We start from the raw sequence: 20,454 nt of genomic DNA, 5'->3' as shown, positions 1-20,454 counted from the left end.
ACAGGGTTGCCGTGTGCCAATTTCACCGCATTTCCGCTGAATAAACGACGTTCTGACTTTGATTATATGGCAACATCGTTAAAAGCCCAGGTGGGAAAGGCAATTTGCGCGGCGCCGCTTGCCAAGTTGATGTATTGATAGGAAAATTCCCGACAGCATTAGCTGCCGCCTGTACCGCCCGGTACTGAAAAGGAAATCATGAAGCCTCTCGGCATCAAAGCAAAAGTCGCGCTGGCCACCAGCCTGACCTCGATCGCCATGATCGCGCTGGTCACCATGATACAGGTGCAGCGCATGCGCGCCGACTTCACCCGAGTACTGCTGAGCCAGCAGTCTGCCCTGATCACCCGCACCGCTGCCGAACTCGACGACAAGCTGGGCATGCTGCTGCAGATCGTCACTTTGACGGCCCGGCAACAGCCGCCGGCATTGATCGCCCAGCCCGCCCAATTGCGCGAATACTATTCGCGCCGCTCGATGCTGGTACTGTTCGACGACGTGCTGGTGCTCGATGCGCAAGGCGCCGTCGTAGCCGACATGCCGGAAGTAGCGGGGCGCGCCGGCATCAACGTCGCCGAGCGCGAATATTTCCAGACCGTGCTGCGCACGCGCCAGCCCATGATCACCGAGCCGATGCTGGGCAAGTCGAGCGGCATGCCCATCGTGCAGATGGTGGCGCCCGTGCTCACCGCCGATGGCCAGGTGGCTGGCGTGGTGATCGGCGTGCTGCGCCTGTACAAGGACAACCTGCTGGGACGCTTGCGTTCGGAAAAGATCGGCAAGAGCGGCTATTACTTCATCCTCACGCGCGGCGCCGTGCCGCGCTACGTGCTGCACCCCGACACCAGCCGCTTGCTGCAGCCGCGCCTGCCGAACGCCAACCTGACCACCACGCAGTTGCTGAAGCAAGATGGCGAAGGCAGCATGGTCAGCACCAACAGCCGCGGCATCACGGCCGTCAACAGCTTCAAACGCCTGAAATCGGTGAACTGGCTGCTGGCCGCCTCGCTGCCTCTCGACGATGCCTTCGAACCGTTCGATGGCGTGCTGTACCGGCTGGTGCTGTGGAGCGTCCTCGCTTCGCTGCTGGCCGCGTTTATTCTGGGCTGGGTCACCGTGCGCCTGCTGTCGCCGCTGGTGCGCCTGCGCGACACGCTGCAAGCCATGCGCACCAGCGGCAGCCGTTTCACGCCCGTGCCGGTGCGGCAGCGCGACGAAATCGGCGAACTGACGGAAGCGTTCAACGGCCTGATGAGCGAACGCGACCGCCTGCAGCAGGAACTCGAAGCGCGCGCGGCGGAGCTGGAACAGGAGCGCGACCGGGCCGAGGCGGCCAACCGCGCGAAGAGCGATTTCGTGGCCAACATGAGCCATGAAATCCGCACGCCCCTGAATGCCGTGCTGGGCATGGTGTACTTATTGGGCAATACCAGGCTCGATACGGAACAGCGCAAGTATCTGACCATGGTGCGCGTGGCGGGCCAATCGCTGCTGGGCATCCTCAACGACGTGCTCGACTATTCGAAGATCGAGGCGCGCCGCATGGAATTGTCGCCCGTCGAATTCGACCTCGACGAAGTCATGAACACGCTGGCCACGACGATGACCATGAATGCGGGCGAAAAGGAGCTGGAACTGGCCATCGCCGTCGAGCCCGACGTGCCGCGGCGCCTGATGGGCGACGCCCAGCGCCTGCAGCAAATCCTCGTCAACCTGGCCGGCAACGCCATCAAGTTTACCGAGAGCGGCGAAGTGGTGGTGGCCGTCAGCCTGGCCGAGAGAGAGAACGGCCGCGCCTGGCTGCGCTTCGAAGTGCGCGACACGGGCATCGGCATGACGGAACTGCAGCAACAGCAGCTGTTTGCCGCGTTTTCACAGGGCGACCAGAGCATCACGCGGCGCTTCGGCGGCACGGGCCTGGGCCTGGCCATCAGCAAGCAGCTGATCCACATGATGGGCGGTGATATCGCCGTGGCCAGCAGCGAAGGCAAGGGCAGCCGCTTCTGGTTCAGCGTGCCGTTCGAGATGCTGGCGCAGCCGGCCGAAACGCGGCGCACGCCGGCACTGGGCCAGCTGCGCCTGCTGGTGGCCGACGATAACCGCACCACGCGCGAACTGATCGTCAAGCTGATCGAGGCCTGGGGCTGGCTGGCCGACGAAGTGGACTCCGGCTTTGCCGCCATCGAACTGTACCGCGAACGCCTGGCGCAGCAGCAACCGTACGACGTGGTGCTGGCCGACTGGCACATGCCCGTCATGGACGGCCTGGCCACGGCCAAGGCCATCCGCCAGGCGGCCAGCGGCCAGCGCCAGCCCATCGTGGTGATGGTCAACGCCTTCGCCCGCAACCACCTGGAAGAAATCTCCAGCGCGGCCGAGGCCGATGTCGTGCTGATGAAGCCGATCACGGGTTCGAGCCTGTTCGATGCCCTGCACCAGGCGCTGATCGCCAAGAACGACGGCGGCGAACCGCGCATCCTGCACCAGCCGCTGGGCACGGAACTGGCCGGCGTGCATTTCCTGCTGGTGGAAGACAATCATTTGAACCAGGCCGTGGCGCGCGGCATCCTCGAGCACATGGGCGCCACCCTGGACGTGGTGGGTGACGGCTTGCAAGCGGTGGAACGGCTGCGCACGGAAGCGCTGCGCTACGATATCGTGCTGATGGACATGCAAATGCCCGTCATGGACGGCTTCAGCGCGACCCATATCATCCGCACGGAACTGCGCTTGAACTTGCCCGTGATCGCCATGACGGCCGGTGTGCTGGCGTCCGAACGCGAGCGCTGCATGACGGCCGGCATCAGCGATTTCATCGCCAAGCCCGTGGTGGTGGAAGAGATGATGGCAGTCATCCTGCGCCACCTGCCGAAGCGCCCGCCCGTGCAGACGGCCGAGCCGGTAACGGTTGCCGATGAGGAAGTATTTTCCATGGCGCCGCTGATGCGCGTGATGGGCCGCGATGCGAAAGGCCGCGGCGTGCTGCGGCGCATGGTGGAAGACGCCCTGAACAAGGGCATGACGCCCGTGCGCGACGCCGAAACAGCGTTGCAAACGGGCCGCCACAGCGACGTGGCGCGCATCCTGCACGGCGTGCGCGGCTCCGTCGGCACCCTGGGCACGAAACGCCTGATCCGCGCCGCGTTTGCCACCGAGGAAGCCATCGACGCGGGCCGCCTGGACGAGGTGCCAGCGCTGCTGGCGCAGACCGCGCAGGAGCTGGAACAGGCGCTGGCGGCGGCGGCGAATTGGTTGTCGAGGCTGAAGGATTAAGCTGGTTTGAACCCAAGAGATAAATGCCGGGGTCGTACCCTCAGGGTACGACCCCAGTCCTTGCTTTGGGTTTAGGCGGGCACACCCAGAATCACGCTGGACGCCTTGAACATCGCCGTCACGCTGCTGCCGATGGCGATGCCCAGGTCGGTGCTGCTCTGGTTGGTGATGATGGCGGCAATCGTGCCGCCGCGCGGCAAGTCCAGCACCACTTCCGTGTTGACGGCACCCGTCTGCACGCGCGTCACAAGCCCTGCCAATTGGTTGCGCGCCGAAAAGCGCGCCCCTGCGCTGTCCGCCACGAGGATGATCGACGACGCCTTGATCAGCGCAAACGCTTCCGCGCCCGGCACCAGGCCCAGGCTTGCGCTGCTGCCCTGCGTGACGATGGCAACGATGTGCTGTCCACCCGGCAATTCCAGGGTGACTTCATCGTTGACGGCGCCCTGTTTCAGTTCGGCCACCTTGCCCAGGAATTGATTGCGTGCCGTGGTTTTCATGGCCATTCTCCGTATGAGTAAAAGATCGTCGGCGATGCCTTCGGCCTGGCTGCCCAGTTGGCGCAGGTAACGCGCATGCTCACGCTCGATGATGCGGAAATTGTCGACCAGCTGGCGTCCCCTTTGCGTCAGCCGCGTGCCGCCGCCTCCCTTGCCGCCCGTCAAGCGCTCAACCAGCGGCTCGCCAGCCAGGTTGTTCATCGCGTCGATGGCGTCCCAGGCCGCCTTGTAGCTCATCTTGACGAGCTTGGCCGCCTGCGTGATGGAGCCGCATTCGGCGATGGCGCCCAGCAATTCCACCCTGCCGGCGCCGCCCAGATTTTCTCCGCCCACCGTCATCCATACCGAGCCTTGCAGGCCGATTTCCGCTGCCGCTGATTTATCCAATGCGTTCACCCAATGCCATGTGTTCTTCCCTGTTATCGATCTGTCCGTCGCGCAAGTACAGCACGTGTTCACCCAGGATGCGCGCATCTTCCGGATCATGGGTGATCAGGATCATGGGCACGTCCAGGCGCTGCTGCCACTGGCTCAGTTCCAGGCGCATTTTGACACGCAGGGCCGGATCGAGGGCGGCAAACGGCTCGTCGAGCAGCAGCGCGGCTGGCTCGGCCACCAGCGCCCTCGCCAGCGCCACCCTTTGGCGCTGGCCACCGGACAACTCGTCGGGAAACTGCTGCGCCAGTTCCTGCAAGTGGAAGGCGTCGAGCCAATGCTCGACCTTCTGCAATTTTTCGCGCGCGCGCGGGTTGAACCAGCCGCGGCTCAGGCCAAAGCCCACGTTCTGGCGCACCGTCAGGTGCGGGAACAGCGCGTAATCCTGGAACAGGTAGGCGACGTTGCGCTGCTGCGGCGGCAGATTGATGCCGGCGGCGGAATCGAACAGGGTACGGCCATTCAGGCGGATATGGCCGGCGTCAGGCGTGAACAGTCCGGCAATGGCTTTCAGGGTCATGCTCTTGCCGGCGCCGGACGGGCCATACACGGCGATGCGCTGGCTGTTCGAGGTGCATTGCACGTGCATGTCGAAACGGCGTTTGCCGGAGCGCAAGGTGGCGCGAATGTCGAGGTCGAGTTGCATGGGCATCATCCTCAGTGCCCTTTGTGCGCGATGCGCCCGGGTGCCAGGCGGCCAGCCGACAGCAGCACCACGATGCAGACTAGCGAGATAATCACGACCAGCGTATTGGCCACGTCGTCCTGGCCCGCCTGCACGGCTTCATACACGGCCACCGACAGGGTCTGCGTCTTGCCGGGGATGCTGCCGGCCACCATCAGCGTGGCACCGAATTCGCCCAGCGCGCGCACAAAACCCAGCAGCACGCCGGCGAGGATCCCGCGCCACGCCAGCGGCAAAGTCACGCGGAAAAAGATGGCCATTTCCGAGATACCCAGCACGCGGGCCGCCTGCTCCAGTTGCCCGTCGACCGCCTCGAAGGCGGCACGCGCGGGCTTGAAGACGAGGGGAAAGGCGACCACCGTGGAAGCGATGACGGCGCCCTGCCACGTAAAGATCAGGTTGATGCCGAAGTTATCCTGCAGCCAGATGCCCAGGGTGCCGCGTCGGCCCAGCAGCACCAGCAGGTAATAGCCGAGCACGGTGGGCGGCATCACCATCGGCAGGGTCAACAGGGCGTCGAGCAGCTCACGCCCGGGAAAACGCGTGCGCGCCAGCAGATAGCCCGTACCGATGCCGAGCAACAAATTGAGCGCCGTAGCCCAGGCCGCTACTTTGAGCGACAGGGCCAGCGCGGTCCAGGCGATATCCATGCGCAGTCGTTTGCTTTATGGCTTTTTAAAACCGTACTTGGCGAGAATGGCTTGCGCCGGCGCCGTCTGCAGGTAGCTGACGAAGCGCTTCGCTTCGGCCGCATTGCCGCTGCCCTTGATGGTGGCGATCGGGTACAGCACGGGCGCGTCCAGGGGCACCTCCAGCACCACGTTGACTTTATCCTTCATGATGGCCGCATCGGTGGCGTAGACAAAGCCCGCATCGACTTCGCCGCGCGCCACATAGTCGAGCGACTGGCGCACGTTCTGCGTGCCGATGGCCTTGGCTTGCACGGCGTCCCACAGCTTCGCCTTCTTCAGCGCGCCTTCCGAATAGCGGCCGACGGGCACGCTGGCCGGGTTGGCGATGGCCACGCGGGTCACGCCCTTGTGCGTCAGGTCGCTCAAGCTCTTGATGCCCAGCTTGCTATCGTGCGGCACGATCAGCACCAGGCTGTTGCTGACGAAATCCATGCGCTCGGCCGGCAGCACCAGGCCCTGCTTTTGCGCCGCATCCATGGTTTCCTGGTCGGCCGAAGCAAACACATCCACGGGCGCGCCCTTGACGATCTGCTGCAGCAGCACGCCCGAAGCGGCGAAGTTCAAGGCCACCTTGCTGCCCGGATATTGCGCCTCATAGCCTTGCGCCGCATCCTTGAACGCATTCGTCAGGCTGGCCGCGGCCGACACCACCACTTCGCCGGCAACGGCGGAGGTGGCGGCGGTGGCGAGAAGAGCGGCGCCAAGCAGGCGGGCGAGGGAGGTGAGGCGCATGATCGTATCCTTGATGAGAAGAGAACCAGGCCCGTAATATACACCGATATATAGCGTTCTGCCATTCTCCAAGTCAAGAGGGATGAACTTGCTTCAAGTACGCATTACGTGAAGGCGCCAGGGGCTTCCTTCAGACAAGGCCGGCCTTGGCCGCCGGCGCCTTCCTGCGGCTCGCCGCGACTCGCCGCGCCGCCTCTCCGGTAGAGTATCAAGGTCGCCACCAGCCCGCATAGTGCCGCGAAACTCATCCACAGGCCGGGCGAGGCCTTGTTGGCGGTCAGTTCGATCAGATAGGTCGAGATGGCGGGCGTAAATCCGCCGAAGACGGCGGTGGCAAGGCTGAAGGCGAGTGAGAAGCCGACTACCCGGACGTTGACAGGCATGACTTCTGTCAACGCGACCACCATGGCGCCGTTGTACATGCCGAAATAGAACGAGAACAACAGCAATACCGCCAGCAAATGCCCGAAGCTGGGGTTGGCGACCAGCCACAACATCGCCGGGTAAGCGGTCAGCAGCGCCAGCAGGGAGATGCTGACCAGGATGGGTTTGCGGCCGATACGATCCGATAGCGCGCCGCCGATTGGCAGCCAGATGAAATTGGACAATCCCACCAGCAGCGTGACCAGCAGGCTGTCTGCCGTACTCAAGTGCAGCACGCTACGGCCGAAGGTCGGCGTGTAGACGGTGATCAGGTAGAAAGTGGTGGTCGTCATCGCGACGAACAGCATGCCGGTCAGTACCGTACGCCAGTTCCGTAGCATCGATTCGAATACTTCGCGGGTGTCGGGGTGATGTCGGCGCGCCTGGAACTCTGCGGTCTCCTGCAGGCTTTTACGCAGAATGAAGATGAAAGGCACGATTGCGCAGCCGATCAGGAACGGGATGCGCCAGCCCCACGCGGCCACCTCCTCCGGCGACAGCCACTGATTCAAGCCGTATCCCAGCGCCGCCGCCATCACGATGGCGACCTGCTGGCTGGCCGATTGCCAAGCGGTGTAGAAGCCTTTGCGGCCAGGCGTGGCGATCTCCGCCAGGTAGACTGAAACGCCGCCCAGTTCTGCCCCGGCCGAGAAGCCTTGCAGCAAGCGGCCGATCAGCACCAGCACGGGCGCGAACAGGCCGATCGATGCGTATCCTGGAACCAGCGCAATGAGGACCGTGCCGCTGGCCATGATCGAGAGCGTGACGATGAGTCCCTTGCGGCGGCCAACCTTGTCGATGTAGGCGCCGAGGATGATCGCGCCGAGCGGGCGCATCAGGAAACCGGCGCCGAACACGGCGAACGTCAGCATCAGCGACGCGAATTCGCTATCGACTGGAAAAAATACCTTTGAAATGTAGTGCGCATAGAAGCCGAACAGGAAGAAGTCGAACTGTTCGAGAAAGTTACCGCTGGTCACACGTAGTACGGCGCCGAACTTCGATGGGGGTGCTGCAACCGTAGTGCCTGTATGGCTGATTTTGCCGGTCATGTTGGTGTCTCCGTATTTTTGTGGTTATGCCGTTGGTCTTGACCGCGATGCGCCTGGCAAAGGCGTCATCGCAAGTAACACGTTTTCTGCTCAGTCGTCTCCCAGTTGCAGCGGGTTCGGCTGGCGCTTCTCGATCGCCCACTTGAGAAGGGCCGCGCTGCGGAATATGCCGTGGGCAAACTTGCCGTATGGCAGTGTGAGGAACAGCGCCATCACCGTGCCGAGGTGCAGGCACAGCACCAGTGTCAGGGCGGGGGTGGCGCGCGCCAGCATCAGCATCAGGCCGCTCGCGGCCGTCAAAAACAGCAGCGCAATGAAGCCGCGATCCATCGGTTTCTGGGCGGCATCGCCTTGCAGGGGATGGCGACGCAGGTTCAACACGAACAGGCCGGCGGTGCCGAGCAGCAGCGCAACGCCGCCGCTGATGCCCAGCAGCTTGGGCAGGCTGCCGAAAGCGTAGGGTGCCTCCCAACCGAACAGATAGTGATACAGGGTGGCCACGCTGGTGGCCGCGAAGCACAGCATGAAGCCGTAAAACGTGAGGTGGTGGCAGCGTCGCCGTGCCACCGAGAAGGCATCGTCGGCGTTGTTGCAGCCGGCACCATGCCCGCCGCCCAAAAATTTCAGGCGCAGTACCTTGTCGGCGGCGTCACCGACGGCGGCGGCCGAGGCAGCGCCGGGCGTGACGTCGCGCCAGAAGCGCCGCACGCCCAGACCCAGCGCCAGCAGCGCGAACAGGAAGATGGGTGCGAACAGGCTCACCATCAGGTTGTGCGGAAAGACCGCATAAAAGCTGGCACCCGTCGCGCCCTGCAGCAGCGAGCCCTGGCGGCTGGCGGCCAGCACCAGGAACAGCGCCAGCCCGACCACCAGCGCCAGCGACAGCGCCAGACCGTTGCGTTTGTACAGCGCCCCCAAGGCTGGTGGCCAGGCGTAGTCGGTATAGGTTTCGAGGCGCACCTTGGCCATGGCCTGCGGCACGTTGATGGCGAATTCGTGCGGCGGCGCGTATTGGCACGCATGCAGGCACGCGCCGCAGTTGTGGCACAGGTTGGCCAGGTAGTTGATGTCGGCCTTGTTGAACTCCAGCCGCCGTGTCATGGCGGGAAATACGGCGCAGTAGCCTTCGCAATAACGGCAGGAATTGCAGACCGTCATCTGACGCCCGACTTCGGCCTCATTCGCGCTCAGGATAGGGATCGTGGGATAGCCGCCCCTGGCCAGCGTGCTGGCCTCGCGCGTCAGGGATTCAAGCTGTTGCATGGTGTACTTTCTTTGCAGCGAGTGCTGCCTGAGTGCCGGCGATACGCCCGAAGGCGGTACCGATGGCCATGCCGACGCCGGCGGTGTAGCCTTGGCCAAGCACGTTACCGGCCATCATTTCACCGGCGACGAAGAGATTGGGACTGGGGCGGCCGCCAAAATGCACGGCGGCACGTTCGTCGACCTTCAGGCCCAGATAGGTGAAGGTGACGCCCGGGCGCAGCGCGTAACCATAGAATGGCGCGGTGTCGATCGGCCGCGCCCAGTGCGTCTTGGCGGGCGCCAGGCCGGCGGTGCGGCAATCGTCGAGCGCGGTGTGGTCGAAGTTACCGGGAAGGCAAGCGGCGTTGTAATCCTGCACGGTCTGGACGAAGGCCTGTTCAGGCAGGCCGAGCAGGCGGGCCAGTTCGGGCAGCGTGTTGGCCACGGTGCCGGGAAACACCGGCGGCATGAAGCGGCCGATGGCTTTCTGGTCGGTGATGGAATAGGCGATCTGGCCCGGCTGCTGCGCCACCAGTCGGCCCCAGATTGCGTAGCGCTTGGGCCAGAAGTCCTCTCCCTCGTCATAGAAACGGTCGCCTTCGCGATTTACCACGACGCCGAGCGAGACACAGTCGATGCGGGTGCAGATGCCGCCGTCGTAGAGCGGCGCGCGGGCGTCGATCGCCACCATGTGGGCCTGGGTCGGGTCACCGATCGCATCGGCGCCAGCAGCGATCATGTGCTTGAGCAACACGCCTTCGTTGAAGCGCGTGCCACGGATCAGAAAATTGTCGGACGGCCATTCGCCGCGCGCGTTCTGGCCCCAGGCTTCACGCAGCCATTCGCGGTTCGACTCGAAGCCGCCGGCCGCCAGCACACAGCTTTTCGCAGCGATGCGTTCGCCCTTGGCAGTATGCACGGCAACAAAGCGGTCGCCGTCGAGCTCGACGGACACCACTGGCGTGTCGTAGCGCACCTCGACGCCGAGCTGTTCGGCGCTGCGGAAATAGGCGTTCACCAGGGCCTTGCCGCCACCCATGAAAAAGGCGTTGGTGCGGGCCACATGCAGGGCACCGGACAGAGGCGGCTGGAAATGCACGCCATGCCGGCGCATCCAGTCGCGGCAGCTCGACGAGGCGCGAATGGCCAGGCGCGCCAGCTTTTCATCGGTGATACCGCCAGTGACCTTGAGCAGATCCTGCCAGTATTCTTCCTCTGAATAAGCGTCGATCAGCACGTCTTGCGGCGCATCATGCATGCAGCGCAGGTTGCGCGTGTGTTGCGAGTTACCGCCGCGCCATTCACGCGGCGAAGCCTCGATCAGCAGGACCGATGCGCCCGCTTCGCGCGCCATCAGGGCCGCACACAGTGCCGCATTGCCGCCACCAATGATCAGTACATCCACCATCGAACACCTCCTTGTTGTGGAGTAAATTCTAGGTGGACTGGTTCAACTCCGGTAGTCGCCGGTTACACAAGCCGCATTCAGGATTCGTGAAGACTTGCGCCGGGCCATGCGGCGCCGGCGACCAGCTCGCGCACGACGTCGCGCAGCACGATGCGGGTGGCCAGCACCGCCGGCGAGAGCTCATCCTCAGGCAGGCTGGCCAGCAGGTTGCGGCGGCGCACGCCGGCGTCCGCCACCTGCACCAGCCGCACTGCGGAGGCGGGAAGGCGCGAGGTTGCCGCGCCGGGCTGGATGGTCGCCGCCAGCCCGGCGCGGACGACATCCATCAGGATGGCCAGGCCGTCGATGTCGGCAACGATGTTCGGTTCGCACCTGGCTTGCGCAAACGCGGTCGCCACGATCGCCCGCAAGCCGTGGGTGCCGCTCGGCATGGCCAAGGGCAGGGCGCCGATCTCCCGGAGGCGCACTTGCTTGCCCTTTGGCATGCCAATCAGCTGTGGAGAGCCGATGACAAACAGGCTTTCATCAAGGAGCGGCGTCGCACTCAGGCGTTTGGCCGCGTCCGTCTCGAACAGGATCGCCAGGTCGAGTTGGCGCGCGTTGAGCATGGCCGCGAGGTTGCCTGACAGGCTTTCGACAAGATGCAAACGGATGTCTGGATAGCGGGCACGCAAGCCGTTCATGAACGGCAGCGCCAGCACCGACGCCGTCGATGGCGCAAGACCGACGCTCACGTGCCCGGACAGGCGCGCGTGCTGCGCGGCGCGGGCCGCCTCATCGACATGGCGCAGTGCCAGCTGCGCCTGGCGCCAGAAGGCAAAGCCGGCGTCGGTGGGGACGACGCCCGTCGTCGTGCGGCGTAACAGGCGGGTGGCGAGTTCGCCCTCCAGCCGGCTGATTTGCTGGCTGAGGGTAGACGTGACCACGCCCAGGTCTGCGGCCGCCCGGCCCATGCTTCCCAATTCGACGACGCGGATGAAATAACGGAGCTGCCTTAGTTCCATGGTTCACCGGTGCAATGAAACGAGGATAGTAGCATGCGTCATTGCGCTGCTAAGACCTGCATGCGGACAAGGCCTCAGCCGTACTTGCTCACTGCCACCGCCTCATCGCGCCGCGCATAGCGCTGCGCAATCACGGCGCAAATCATCAATTGAATCTGGTGGAACAGCATCAGCGGCAAAATCACCATGCCCAGCGAGTGGGTGGCAAACAGCACCTTGGCCATGGGTACGCCGCTGGCCAGGCTTTTCTTCGAACCGCAAAAGACGATGGCGATCTCGTCTTCCTTGTTAAAACCCAGGCGGCGGCTGATGAACGTCATCAGGCCCAGGACCAGCGCCAGCAGCAAGATGCTGAACAGGCCCAGCGCCACCAGCGTTTCCACCGAGATCGTGTGCCACAGGCCTTCGCTGACGGCTTCGCTGAAGGCCGTGTAGACCACCAGCAAGATCGAACCCTGGTCGACGTATTTCAGGGTGGCTTTGTGGCGGTCGACCCAGCGGCCGATCCAGCGGCGCAGGAACTGGCCGGCCAGGAAGGGCAGCAGCAGCTGCATGACGATGGACAGCACGGCGTCGACCGACGACTTGCTTGCCCCGCCTTTCGCCACCAGCAAGCCGACCAGGATGGGAGCGAGGAAAATGCCGATGAAATTCGAGGCCGAGGCGCTGCAAATGGCGGCCGGTACATTGCCCCGCGCCATGGCTGTCAAGGCGATCGACGACTGTACGGTCGATGGCAGGGCACACAGGAACAGGATGCCCACGTACAGCTCGGGTGTGAGAAAAGTCAGCGCCAGCGGCCGCAGGGCCAGTCCCAGCAGGGGAAACAAAATGAACGTGCTGGCCAGCACCAGCAAATGCAGGCGCCAGTGCATGACGCCGGCCACCACAGCTTCGCGCGACAACTTGGCGCCATGCAGGAAGAACAGGGCGCCGATGGCGACGGTGGTGACGTGACCGAAGACCACGGCCGTCGTGCCCGTGCAAGGCAGGAAACTGGCCAGCGCCACGGTGACGAGCAGGGCGATGGTGAAATTATCGGGTTTCAGATTGCGCAGCAGGGCGGCGGGGGAAAAAGAAGACATGCGGTAGCCTGGTAGCGGCCCAGCCTTGCAACACTGCGCCATGGATGACAAACAGCGCCGGAAACGACGCCAGTGCTGGCTATTCTACCTGCATTGTCCAGCTCCTTGCCTGGCGGCATGGCTTGCCCGGTAAACCGTGCGGACAAAAAAATGCCCTGTCCGCAGACAGGGCAACCCGGAGTAAAGTACAGCGCGAGGGCGATTAACCGGCGGCTTTGACTTTCAGCTCGTTCTTGATTTCTTTCACGCCGCTCACGGAAGCGACGATCTGCACGACGCGGTCACCCGCTTCGGCGCTCGGTACATCGCCCGACAGGACGACGACACCTTGCTGGGTTGCTACCTTGACTGGCAGGGTAGCGGCTTGCGCATCGGCGCTCAGGGCGGCCTTGGCCGAGGAAGTGATGGTTTCATCAGGGACGGCTGCGGCGGCGTTGGCGGCCACGATAGTGTCAGCAGGAGCTTGTGCTTTTGGTGCGGAGTCAGCGGCATGCGAAGCGGTGATCGAGGCGCCCGACAGTACGATAGCGGCGACCAGGGTATTGAACAGTTTCGATGTTTGCATGGTAGTTCCTCTCAATGAAGTTAAAAGCTTCTTACTTAGATAAAGCAACACGTTGAAGCGTCACATCTACCCATACAGCAAGCACCGTGCCAGCTTTTAAATTACATTCAAAATCAACGACTTACAGCCAAACTCGATTTTTCCAGCGCGTTTCCGCCGGATCTGGACGGAAAAACAGGGCTTTTTGTCGCCAGACAGCGACAGCTTATGGCAACAATATCAATGTTTCTGACTAAGTCCCTGATTTACAACACTTTATTTTTGTCGCTATTCAGCGACAGGGTCGCCGTCAAGCCGGAACAGGGCCGGCGTCAGCTCGTATTTCTGCAATAAGCGGTAGAACTCCGTGCGGTTGCGGTCGGCCAGGCGGGCCGCGTCGGCCACGTTGCCATCCGTCAGGCGCAGCAATTGAATCAGGTAGTCGCGCTCGAAACGCTGCTTGGCTTCGTTGTAGCTGAGCGCTTCCAGCGATGGCACGCGCAACGCGCGCTGCACCAGACTCAGGGGCACCAGCGGCGCCGTGGCCAGCGCGCACACTTGCTCGACCACATTGACCAGCTGGCGCACGTTGCCGGGCCATGGCGCCGCCACCAGCGCCGTGAGGGCGTCGGGCGCGAAACCGTTCAGCGGTTTCTGGTACTTGGCCGCCAGTTTCTGCAGGAAATGGTTCGCCAGCAGGGAGATGTCTTCGCGGCGCTCGGCCAGCGGCGGCAGGGTCAGGGTCACGACATTGAGGCGGTAATACAGGTCTTCGCGAAATTGCCCTTCCGCCATGGCCACGTCCAGGTCGCGGTGCGTGGCGGACAGAAGCCGCACATCGACCGGGCGCGTCTGGTCGGCGCCCACGGGCCGCACGGCCCGCTCCTGCAGCACGCGCAGCAATTTCACCTGCAGCGGCAGCGGCATGTCGCCGATCTCATCTAAAAACAGGGTGCCGCCATCGGCCGCCAGGAACAAGCCTTCGCGGTTGCCGACGGCGCCCGTAAACGAGCCCTTCACGTGACCGAACAGTTCCGATTCCAGCAACTGCTCGGGAATGGCGCCGCAGTTGACGGCGATGAACGGCGCCTTGGCGCGGCGGCTGGCGTTGTGCAGCGCGCGCGCCAGCAATTCCTTGCCCGTGCCGCTGGGGCCACGGATCAAAATACTGGCGTCGGACCCGGCCACCAGCTTGGCTTCGGCCAGCAACTCGGCCATCTGCGCGCTACGGCTGATCAGCTCGGCACGCCAGCTCTCGTCGCCGGACGCGGGCGCCGGCATGACGGTGGACAAGTTGATCGCATATGCCACTTTTTCCATGAGCAGCTTGCCGTCGAACGGTTTCGTCAGGTACGCAAACGCGCCGCGCGCCGTGGCATCGACGGCATCGGGAATGGTGCCGTGGGCTGTGAGCAAAATGACGGGCAGGGCCGCATGCTGGCGGCGGATTTCATCGAACAGGGCCAGGCCGTCGCGGCCCGGTAATTGCACGTCGGTAATGACCAGGGCCGGCAATTCCACAGCCAGGCGCGCCAGCGCCGCTTCCGCGCTGCCCACGGCCGTCACGCGATAATTACCCGCCTTCAAGCGGATGGTCAGCAGGCGCAGCAGGTCGGGATCGTCGTCGACCAACAAAATGTGGGCGTGCTCGCTCATTTTGGCGCTCCCGCGGCGGGGCGCACGGACAGGCTGCGCTCGATATTCTTTAACGCTTCGAGTTTTTCATTGAGCAAGTCATTGCGGCGCTGGGCATCGCGCAGCTGCGCATTGAGCTTGTCGATGCTCTCGTCCTGGCGGCGCAGTTCCGCATACTGGCTGCTGAGCAATTGCACCAGCGGCGCCAGCAGTTGCGCGTCCTTGCCCGTGGTCGTGGCCAGCGGTTCCAGCAAGGCTTGCGCGCGGGCCAGGTCGCCGGGGCCGCGCACTGTCGCTTGCAGCATGGCGCGGCGGATGGTGTTGGACGGCGCGTGATCGGCCTTCGCCAGGTCCAGCTGTGCTTTCACCAGCTCCGACGGCGTCATCAGGCGCAAGGCGCTCTGATACGCCAGCAGTTCGGTCAGCTGGGGGTCCATCACCACCACCACGCGCGGCGGCGTTTGCACCAGCACGGGCGTCTGGATAGTGGGCTTGGCGGCGCAGGCGCCCAATAGCAGCGCGCAGGCGGCCATGGCGGCCAGGGAAGTTCTCGTCATCATAAGGGCAGTTCTATCCGAAAATGCGCGCCAGCCTGGCGCGGTAAAAGAGTGACGCTGCCATCGTGGGCGGCGATATATTCGCGCACGATGGACAGGCCGATCCCATTGCCGTTGCGCGCGCCGGCCGCCTGGCGCACTCCCTGGTAAAACGGTTCAAAAATACGCGCGGCATCCTCGGGCGCCACGCCGGCACCCTCGTCGATGCAGTCGATACACACGCGGCGGCCTTCGCTGGACAGGGTAAAGCGCACTGTGCCGCCTTCCGGACTGAAGCGCACGGCATTCGACAGCAGGTTGGCCAGCACCGTTGCCAGCTTGTCGCGGTCGGCCTGCACGATCAGCGACTCGCCCTGCACCTCGACGGTCAAACGGCGCGCCAGCCATTGCAGGCGCTGCCCGGCCACCACATCTTGCAGCAAGACCAGCAAGTCGACCTTGCTGTGCGCCAGATGCTGGGCGTCAAAGGCGGCGGTATTGTAGCGTAGCAAGTCTTCAATCTGGTTTTGCAAGGAGGCCGTGTTTTGCTGCAGGATGCCGGCGATTTCGCGCTGGCCATCGCTGAGCTTGCCGGCAACCTCGTCTTCCAGCAAGGCCACGCCTTCGCGCAGGGCCGCCAGCGGCGTTTTTAACTCATGCGAGATGTGGCGCAAAAAACGTTCCTTGTCGGCATCGAGGTCCGCCAGGCGCTGGCGCAGCCAGTCGAGCTGCTGGCCCAGGCGGCGCGTGTCGGCCGGGCCACCGACGACGATGGGCTGGTCGTAGCGTTTCTCGCCCAGGCGCTCGATAGCCGACTCGATGCGGCGCAGCGGACGCGACAATAGAAAGCCGAAGCAGGTGGCCAGCACGGCGGCCAGCAGCACGGCGCCGCCCACCAGCACGCCCAGCACGCGGCGCTGGCGTTCCAGCTCGGCCAGCAGGGCATCGTTGCGGCTGCCGATTTCCGTCTTGCTTTCGCGCGCCAGGCTGTCATTGATCTGCGCCATGCGGGCAAACGCGCGATACACGACGGCGTGGCCATCGCGCTTGCGGCGCTTACCCGCTTGCAAGACTTCCCACGCCGCTTGCGCCTGCGCCGTCCACTCGTCGGCCAACTGCGAGGCAAACTCGGGCGTGGCCCGGTTCAGCACTTGCAGCGCCACCGTCGCTTCGTCGCGGGCCGCCGCATAGCGCTCGCGGAACACGGGATCATCGAGCACGAGGAACTGGCGCGCGCTGCGCTCCATGGCCAGGGTCCGCTCGGACAGGCGCTGCGACTGTTCCGTCAGGGCAATCGCCTGCGCCGCCGTCTCGCGCCCCAGCCGCGCCAGGTGTTCCAGGGTCAGCAGGGCTTGCACGGAGGTGGCCGTCAAAATGCCCGTCGTCAAAATGAAGGCGGCAAATAACAGTTGGCGAAAGGACAGTCTGGACAAGGTAAGCGCCTTCGGTTCGGTCAGCAAGGGGGAAAAGGCGCATGGTACGCTAAGCGTTCATTCGCAGACGCCACCCACCCGGAAATGGTTAATTTTGCAACACTGTCGCTTTTCCGGCCGCCAGCAAGGCCTTGGCGGCGGCGCACGAATACTCCTAGTACAATAGGGAAAAACTTCACGCAGGCATCAAAGTGGCCCCCGGCCCTGGCATTGCGCCGCTTTGCCCCCACATGTGATGCAGCCCCACCGACTATCCGTTTCACCTACTGAAGAGATCCCATACCGCATGAGCACATTTGAAAAAGTCAGCAGCAACTTCATTCCAGTCTTGCAGGCAACCATCGAGCAATATGTCGAGCCAGCAACGGGCATGCGCCATATCCACATGCATACCGAGCAGGCTGAGATGGTGTTCCTGGTGGCCTTTCCCACTGTGCCGGAAGTAAGCGACGGGCGCGCCCACATCCTCGAACATCTGGCCTTGTGCGGCTCGTCGCGCTACCCGGTGCGCGACCCGTTCTTCTCGATGCTGCGCCGCTCCACGGCCACGTTCATGAATGCGATGACCTATCCGGACCGCACCGTGTATCCGTTCGCCAGCACCGACCGCAAGGATTTCTTCAACCTGCTCGACGTGTACCTGGACGCGGCCTTCTTCCCGAACCTCGATTACCTGAACTTCCGCCAGGAAGGCTGGCGCCATGCGTTCGAAGGCGACAAGCTGGTGTATCAGGGCATCGTCTTCAATGAAATGAAGGGTGCTTTCAACAGCCCCATGCGCGCGCTCGACAGCGGCATCGCCAGCGCCTTGCTCAAGGGCACGACGTATGAAGTGGAATCGGGCGGCGATCCGCTCAATATCCCCGAGCTGACGCATGAAATGCTGAAAGAATTCCACGCCAGCCATTACCACCCGTCACAAGCCGTGATCATGACTGCCGGCAATATCGAAGCGTCGGCCGTGCAGGAACAAGTGGCCGAGCGCGTGCTGTCCAAACTCAGCGGTTTCTCCGAGCGCCGCCTGCCGCAGCTGGCGCCCGCGTGGACCGCGCCGCAGGAAAATATCGTCAAGATTCCATCGCAGGAAGCGCGCGACGATGAATTCGGCCTGCAATTCGCCTGGCTGATGGGCGAGTCGAGCGACCCGATCGCCTACTACCACGCGCATCTGCTGTCGCACGGCTTGCTCGGTGAGTCGTCGGCGCCCGTCATGCGCGCCATGGAATCGGCCGGCTATGGCCGCCCATCGGACATGAATGGCCGCGACGCGGGCATCCGCCAGATGGTGTTCCACATCGGCATGGAAGGCTTGACGCAGGAACAGATCGCCGATGCGCACCAGCGCATCTGGACGGCCCTGGAAGAGACGGCGGAAGAGGGCATTCCCGCCGCCGTGCTGCACGCGGCCTTGCGCGACATCAAATACAGCCAGCGCGAAATCAGCAGCGGCCGCATGCCTTACGGCCTGGGCCGCTTGCTGCACGCCTTGCCGCTGGCCATGTATGGCGGCGACGTCATGGACGCCTTCGACAATGCGGCGATTTTGGAAACGCTGGAACAGCAGATCGAAGACCCTGAATTCTTCAAGCAGCTGGTGCGCGAGCTGATCGCCAATCCGACCCGTTTGACCACGCACGTGGTGCCCGACAGCGCCTATTTTACCGACCGCGCCGCCCAGGAAGACGCCAAGCTGGCGGCCCTGCAAGCGCGCCTGACGGATGCCGAGCGCGAGCACATCGTGGCCGAGTCCGCCGCGCTGGAAGCGCATCAGCAGCTGCCGTCGAATTCCGAAGTCTTGCCGCGCATCCGCCCTGGCGACGTCAGCGCCGCGCCGCGCCCGGCCCTGCCGATTCCCCCCGCCGTCGATGGCGCCGTAGCGTTTTCCATTGCCTCCAACGGCATCAGCTATGCCAACGTGCTGTACGACGTGTCGAGCTTGCCGGAAGCGTCGTGGCCATGGCTGCGCCTGTACACGGACCTGGCGCCGGAACTGGGCGTGGGCGACATGTCGTTCGACGACGCCAGCGCCTGGCGCCAGAGCATGGTGCCCTCGTTCCACATCGGCCTGGAAGCGATTCCCCGCCCGCAGCAAGCGATGCGCGTGGAACTGTCGTTCTCGGCCAGCGGCTTGCGCGAAGAACACGCAGCGATTGCCGCCGTGCTGTCGGCATGGATCGCCAAGCCCCGCTTCGATGAAGAAGAGCGCCTGGCCTTCCTGATCGAAAGCCTGGTGCAAGACAAATTGAGCAGCCTGGCCGAATCGGGCAACCGCTACGCCATGCTGGCCTCGGCAGCGCCGCTGTCGCCCACGCGCCGCTTCGACGACATCGTCGGCGGCCCGTCCGCATTGCCGTTCTACCGCCGTTTGCAGCAGCTGAGCAAAACCTCGGCAGGCTTGCAGGAAATCGCACACGAACTCGACACCCTGCATGCGCACATCATCGCCCAGTCACCAACCGTGCTGTGCGCGGGCCTGGAGCACGATGGCATCGCCCTGGCCCGCTTGCTGGAATTGCCGGCGGCCAGCGTCGACACGGCTGTCCCTACGGCCGTGCCAGCACCGGCGGCCTTGCCGCTGGCCAACACGGCGCTGCATGCGACGAGCCAGATTAACCATTGCTTCGTTTCCTGGGCCGTCCCCGGCGTGCACAATCCGGACGCTTCCGCCCTGGCCGTGGCCGCCGAACTGATGACGAATCAGGTGCTGCATACGGCGCTGCGCGAAAAAGGCGGCGCGTATGGCGGCAGCGCCAGCTACGCGGCCGGCGCAGGAACATTTACATTGAGTTCCTACCGCGATCCGCGCCTGGCCGGCACGTTTGCCGACTTCCGCACGACGCTCGATCAGATCCTCGACGGCGATTTCTCGCAAGAGCAGGTGGAAGAAGCCATCATCTGCGTCATCAAGGGCCTCGACAAGCCGCATTCGCCGTACGCGGAAGCGCTGACGGCGTGGAACATGCAGCAACGGGGCACGACGGAAGCCGTGCGCCAGCAGTTCCGCACCGGCGTCCTGACCTGCACCCTGGCGCAGATCAAGGATGTCACGCGCACCTGGCTGAAAAACGGCCAGCAAAGCCGCGCCGCGTTTGCGGGCAACACGACGCAAGACCTGGCAGGGCTGGAACTGGTTGATCTGTTGGCGCTGGCTTCTTAAGCTGAGCAGACGGATCGTGTCGGATTACGCGGCGTGCCGCCGCTAATCCGACCTACGCTACGGATCGGGTAGGTCGGATTAGCGCGCAAGCGCGTAATCCGACAATATTGTTGGCATGTCGGATTACGCGCGGCTTCGCCGCCCTAATCCGACCTACGCTGCTACTGGGGTACAGAATTAGGCTCCATAAACATCAACTCCCACTGATGCCCATCGGGATCCTGGAAACTGTGGCCATACATGAAGCCGAAATCCATCGGCTCCTTGTAAATGCTGCCGCCCGCCTGGACGGCTTTTGCCACCAGGTCATCGACTTCGCCGCGGCTCTCGGCCGACAAACACACGAGCACTTCCGTCGCCACCCTGGTGTCGCACAGCTGCTTGGGCGTGAACTGCTTGAATTTATCGTGCGTCAACAGCATCACGAAGATATCGTCGGCAACGATCATGCACGTCGCCGTTTCATCCGTGAAATGGGCATTGAAACTGAAGCCCAGGGCCGTGAAAAAAGCCACGGAGCGTTCCAGCGACTGGACGGGCAGATTGACAAAGATTTTGCGGGCCATCATGTCTCCTTGTAGGTCGAATGCGTACAGCGTGCCCGCCGATTCTACA

Annotated in this window: 16 protein-coding genes; 2 read left to right on the top strand and 14 right to left on the bottom strand. The window is 63.7% G+C overall.

Features of this window, described 5'->3' with window-relative positions:
* Positions 1–198 precede the first annotated feature (198 nt).
* The gene (locus CLU93_RS11785) at positions 199–3,273 is read left to right on the top strand and encodes a response regulator (protein WP_099761291.1); all 3,075 of its coding nucleotides are present in this window, start codon (positions 199–201) and stop codon (positions 3,271–3,273) included.
* A gap of 71 nt (positions 3,274–3,344) precedes the next feature.
* Here CLU93_RS11785 and CLU93_RS11780 read toward each other — a convergent pair whose 3' ends face one another.
* The 13 genes from CLU93_RS11780 to CLU93_RS11720 form a co-directional block, all read right to left on the bottom strand.
* Positions 3,345–4,112 (bottom strand): TOBE domain-containing protein, encoded by a 768-nt coding sequence (locus CLU93_RS11780; protein WP_099764350.1) that lies wholly within the window; start codon positions 4,110–4,112, stop codon positions 3,345–3,347.
* Positions 4,113–4,152: 40 nt separating this feature from the next.
* Entirely contained in the window at positions 4,153–4,854 is a 702-nt protein-coding gene (locus tag CLU93_RS11775; protein WP_099764349.1) for a sulfate/molybdate ABC transporter ATP-binding protein, read from the bottom strand.
* 11 nt (positions 4,855–4,865) lie between these two features.
* Positions 4,866–5,543 (bottom strand): molybdate ABC transporter permease subunit, encoded by a 678-nt coding sequence (modB, locus tag CLU93_RS11770; protein ID WP_099761289.1) that lies wholly within the window; start codon positions 5,541–5,543, stop codon positions 4,866–4,868.
* A gap of 15 nt (positions 5,544–5,558) precedes the next feature.
* Positions 5,559–6,317, bottom strand: coding sequence for a molybdate ABC transporter substrate-binding protein (gene modA / locus CLU93_RS11765; protein WP_099761286.1), 759 nt, complete (start codon positions 6,315–6,317; stop codon positions 5,559–5,561).
* A 104-nt stretch (positions 6,318–6,421) separates the two neighbouring features.
* On the bottom strand, positions 6,422–7,792 hold the full coding sequence (locus CLU93_RS11760) for an MFS transporter (protein WP_257224935.1): 1,371 nt from the start codon (positions 7,790–7,792) through the stop codon (positions 6,422–6,424).
* A 90-nt stretch (positions 7,793–7,882) separates the two neighbouring features.
* Entirely contained in the window at positions 7,883–9,055 is a 1,173-nt protein-coding gene (tcuB, locus tag CLU93_RS11755) for a tricarballylate utilization 4Fe-4S protein TcuB (protein WP_099761284.1), read from the bottom strand.
* Entirely contained in the window at positions 9,042–10,445 is a 1,404-nt protein-coding gene (gene tcuA, locus CLU93_RS11750; RefSeq protein WP_099761282.1) for an FAD-dependent tricarballylate dehydrogenase TcuA, read from the bottom strand. The genes tcuB and tcuA overlap by 14 nt, the downstream gene beginning before the upstream one ends.
* 77 nt (positions 10,446–10,522) lie before the next feature.
* The gene (locus CLU93_RS11745) at positions 10,523–11,449 is read right to left on the bottom strand and encodes a LysR family transcriptional regulator (RefSeq protein ID WP_099761279.1); all 927 of its coding nucleotides are present in this window, start codon (positions 11,447–11,449) and stop codon (positions 10,523–10,525) included.
* 74 nt (positions 11,450–11,523) lie between these two features.
* Positions 11,524–12,534 (bottom strand): bile acid:sodium symporter family protein, encoded by a 1,011-nt coding sequence (locus tag CLU93_RS11740; protein ID WP_099761277.1) that lies wholly within the window; start codon positions 12,532–12,534, stop codon positions 11,524–11,526.
* Positions 12,535–12,736: 202 nt separating this feature from the next.
* Positions 12,737–13,099 (bottom strand): BON domain-containing protein, encoded by a 363-nt coding sequence (locus CLU93_RS11735; RefSeq protein ID WP_099761274.1) that lies wholly within the window; start codon positions 13,097–13,099, stop codon positions 12,737–12,739.
* Positions 13,100–13,366: 267 nt separating this feature from the next.
* Positions 13,367–14,734: a sigma 54-interacting transcriptional regulator gene (locus CLU93_RS11730; protein WP_099761271.1), complete on the bottom strand. Its 1,368-nt coding sequence runs from the start codon at positions 14,732–14,734 to the stop codon at positions 13,367–13,369.
* Entirely contained in the window at positions 14,731–15,273 is a 543-nt protein-coding gene (locus CLU93_RS11725; RefSeq protein WP_257224934.1) for a hypothetical protein, read from the bottom strand. Before CLU93_RS11725 ends, CLU93_RS11730 begins: the two co-directional genes overlap by 4 nt.
* Positions 15,270–16,682: a HAMP domain-containing sensor histidine kinase gene (locus CLU93_RS11720; RefSeq protein ID WP_099764348.1), complete on the bottom strand. Its 1,413-nt coding sequence runs from the start codon at positions 16,680–16,682 to the stop codon at positions 15,270–15,272. The genes CLU93_RS11725 and CLU93_RS11720 overlap by 4 nt, the downstream gene beginning before the upstream one ends.
* A gap of 286 nt (positions 16,683–16,968) precedes the next feature.
* Here CLU93_RS11720 and CLU93_RS11715 point away from each other — a divergent pair, with 286 nt between their 5' ends.
* Complete coding sequence (locus tag CLU93_RS11715) at positions 16,969–19,839, top strand: insulinase family protein (RefSeq protein ID WP_099761266.1); 2,871 nt, start codon at positions 16,969–16,971, stop codon at positions 19,837–19,839.
* A gap of 161 nt (positions 19,840–20,000) precedes the next feature.
* On the opposite strand, the gene CLU93_RS11710 is transcribed toward CLU93_RS11715, so the two are convergent.
* Positions 20,001–20,405, bottom strand: a complete 405-nt coding sequence (locus CLU93_RS11710) for a VOC family protein (protein WP_099764347.1) — start codon at positions 20,403–20,405, stop codon at positions 20,001–20,003.
* Positions 20,406–20,454: the final 49 nt, after the last annotated feature.

It is taken from the genome of Janthinobacterium sp. 35, assembly GCF_002754575.1.
Lineage (GTDB): Bacteria > Pseudomonadota > Gammaproteobacteria > Burkholderiales > Burkholderiaceae_D > Janthinobacterium > Janthinobacterium tructae.
Note: the sequence above shows the minus strand (reverse complement) of the source record. Positions and strands in the feature narration are given on the sequence as shown.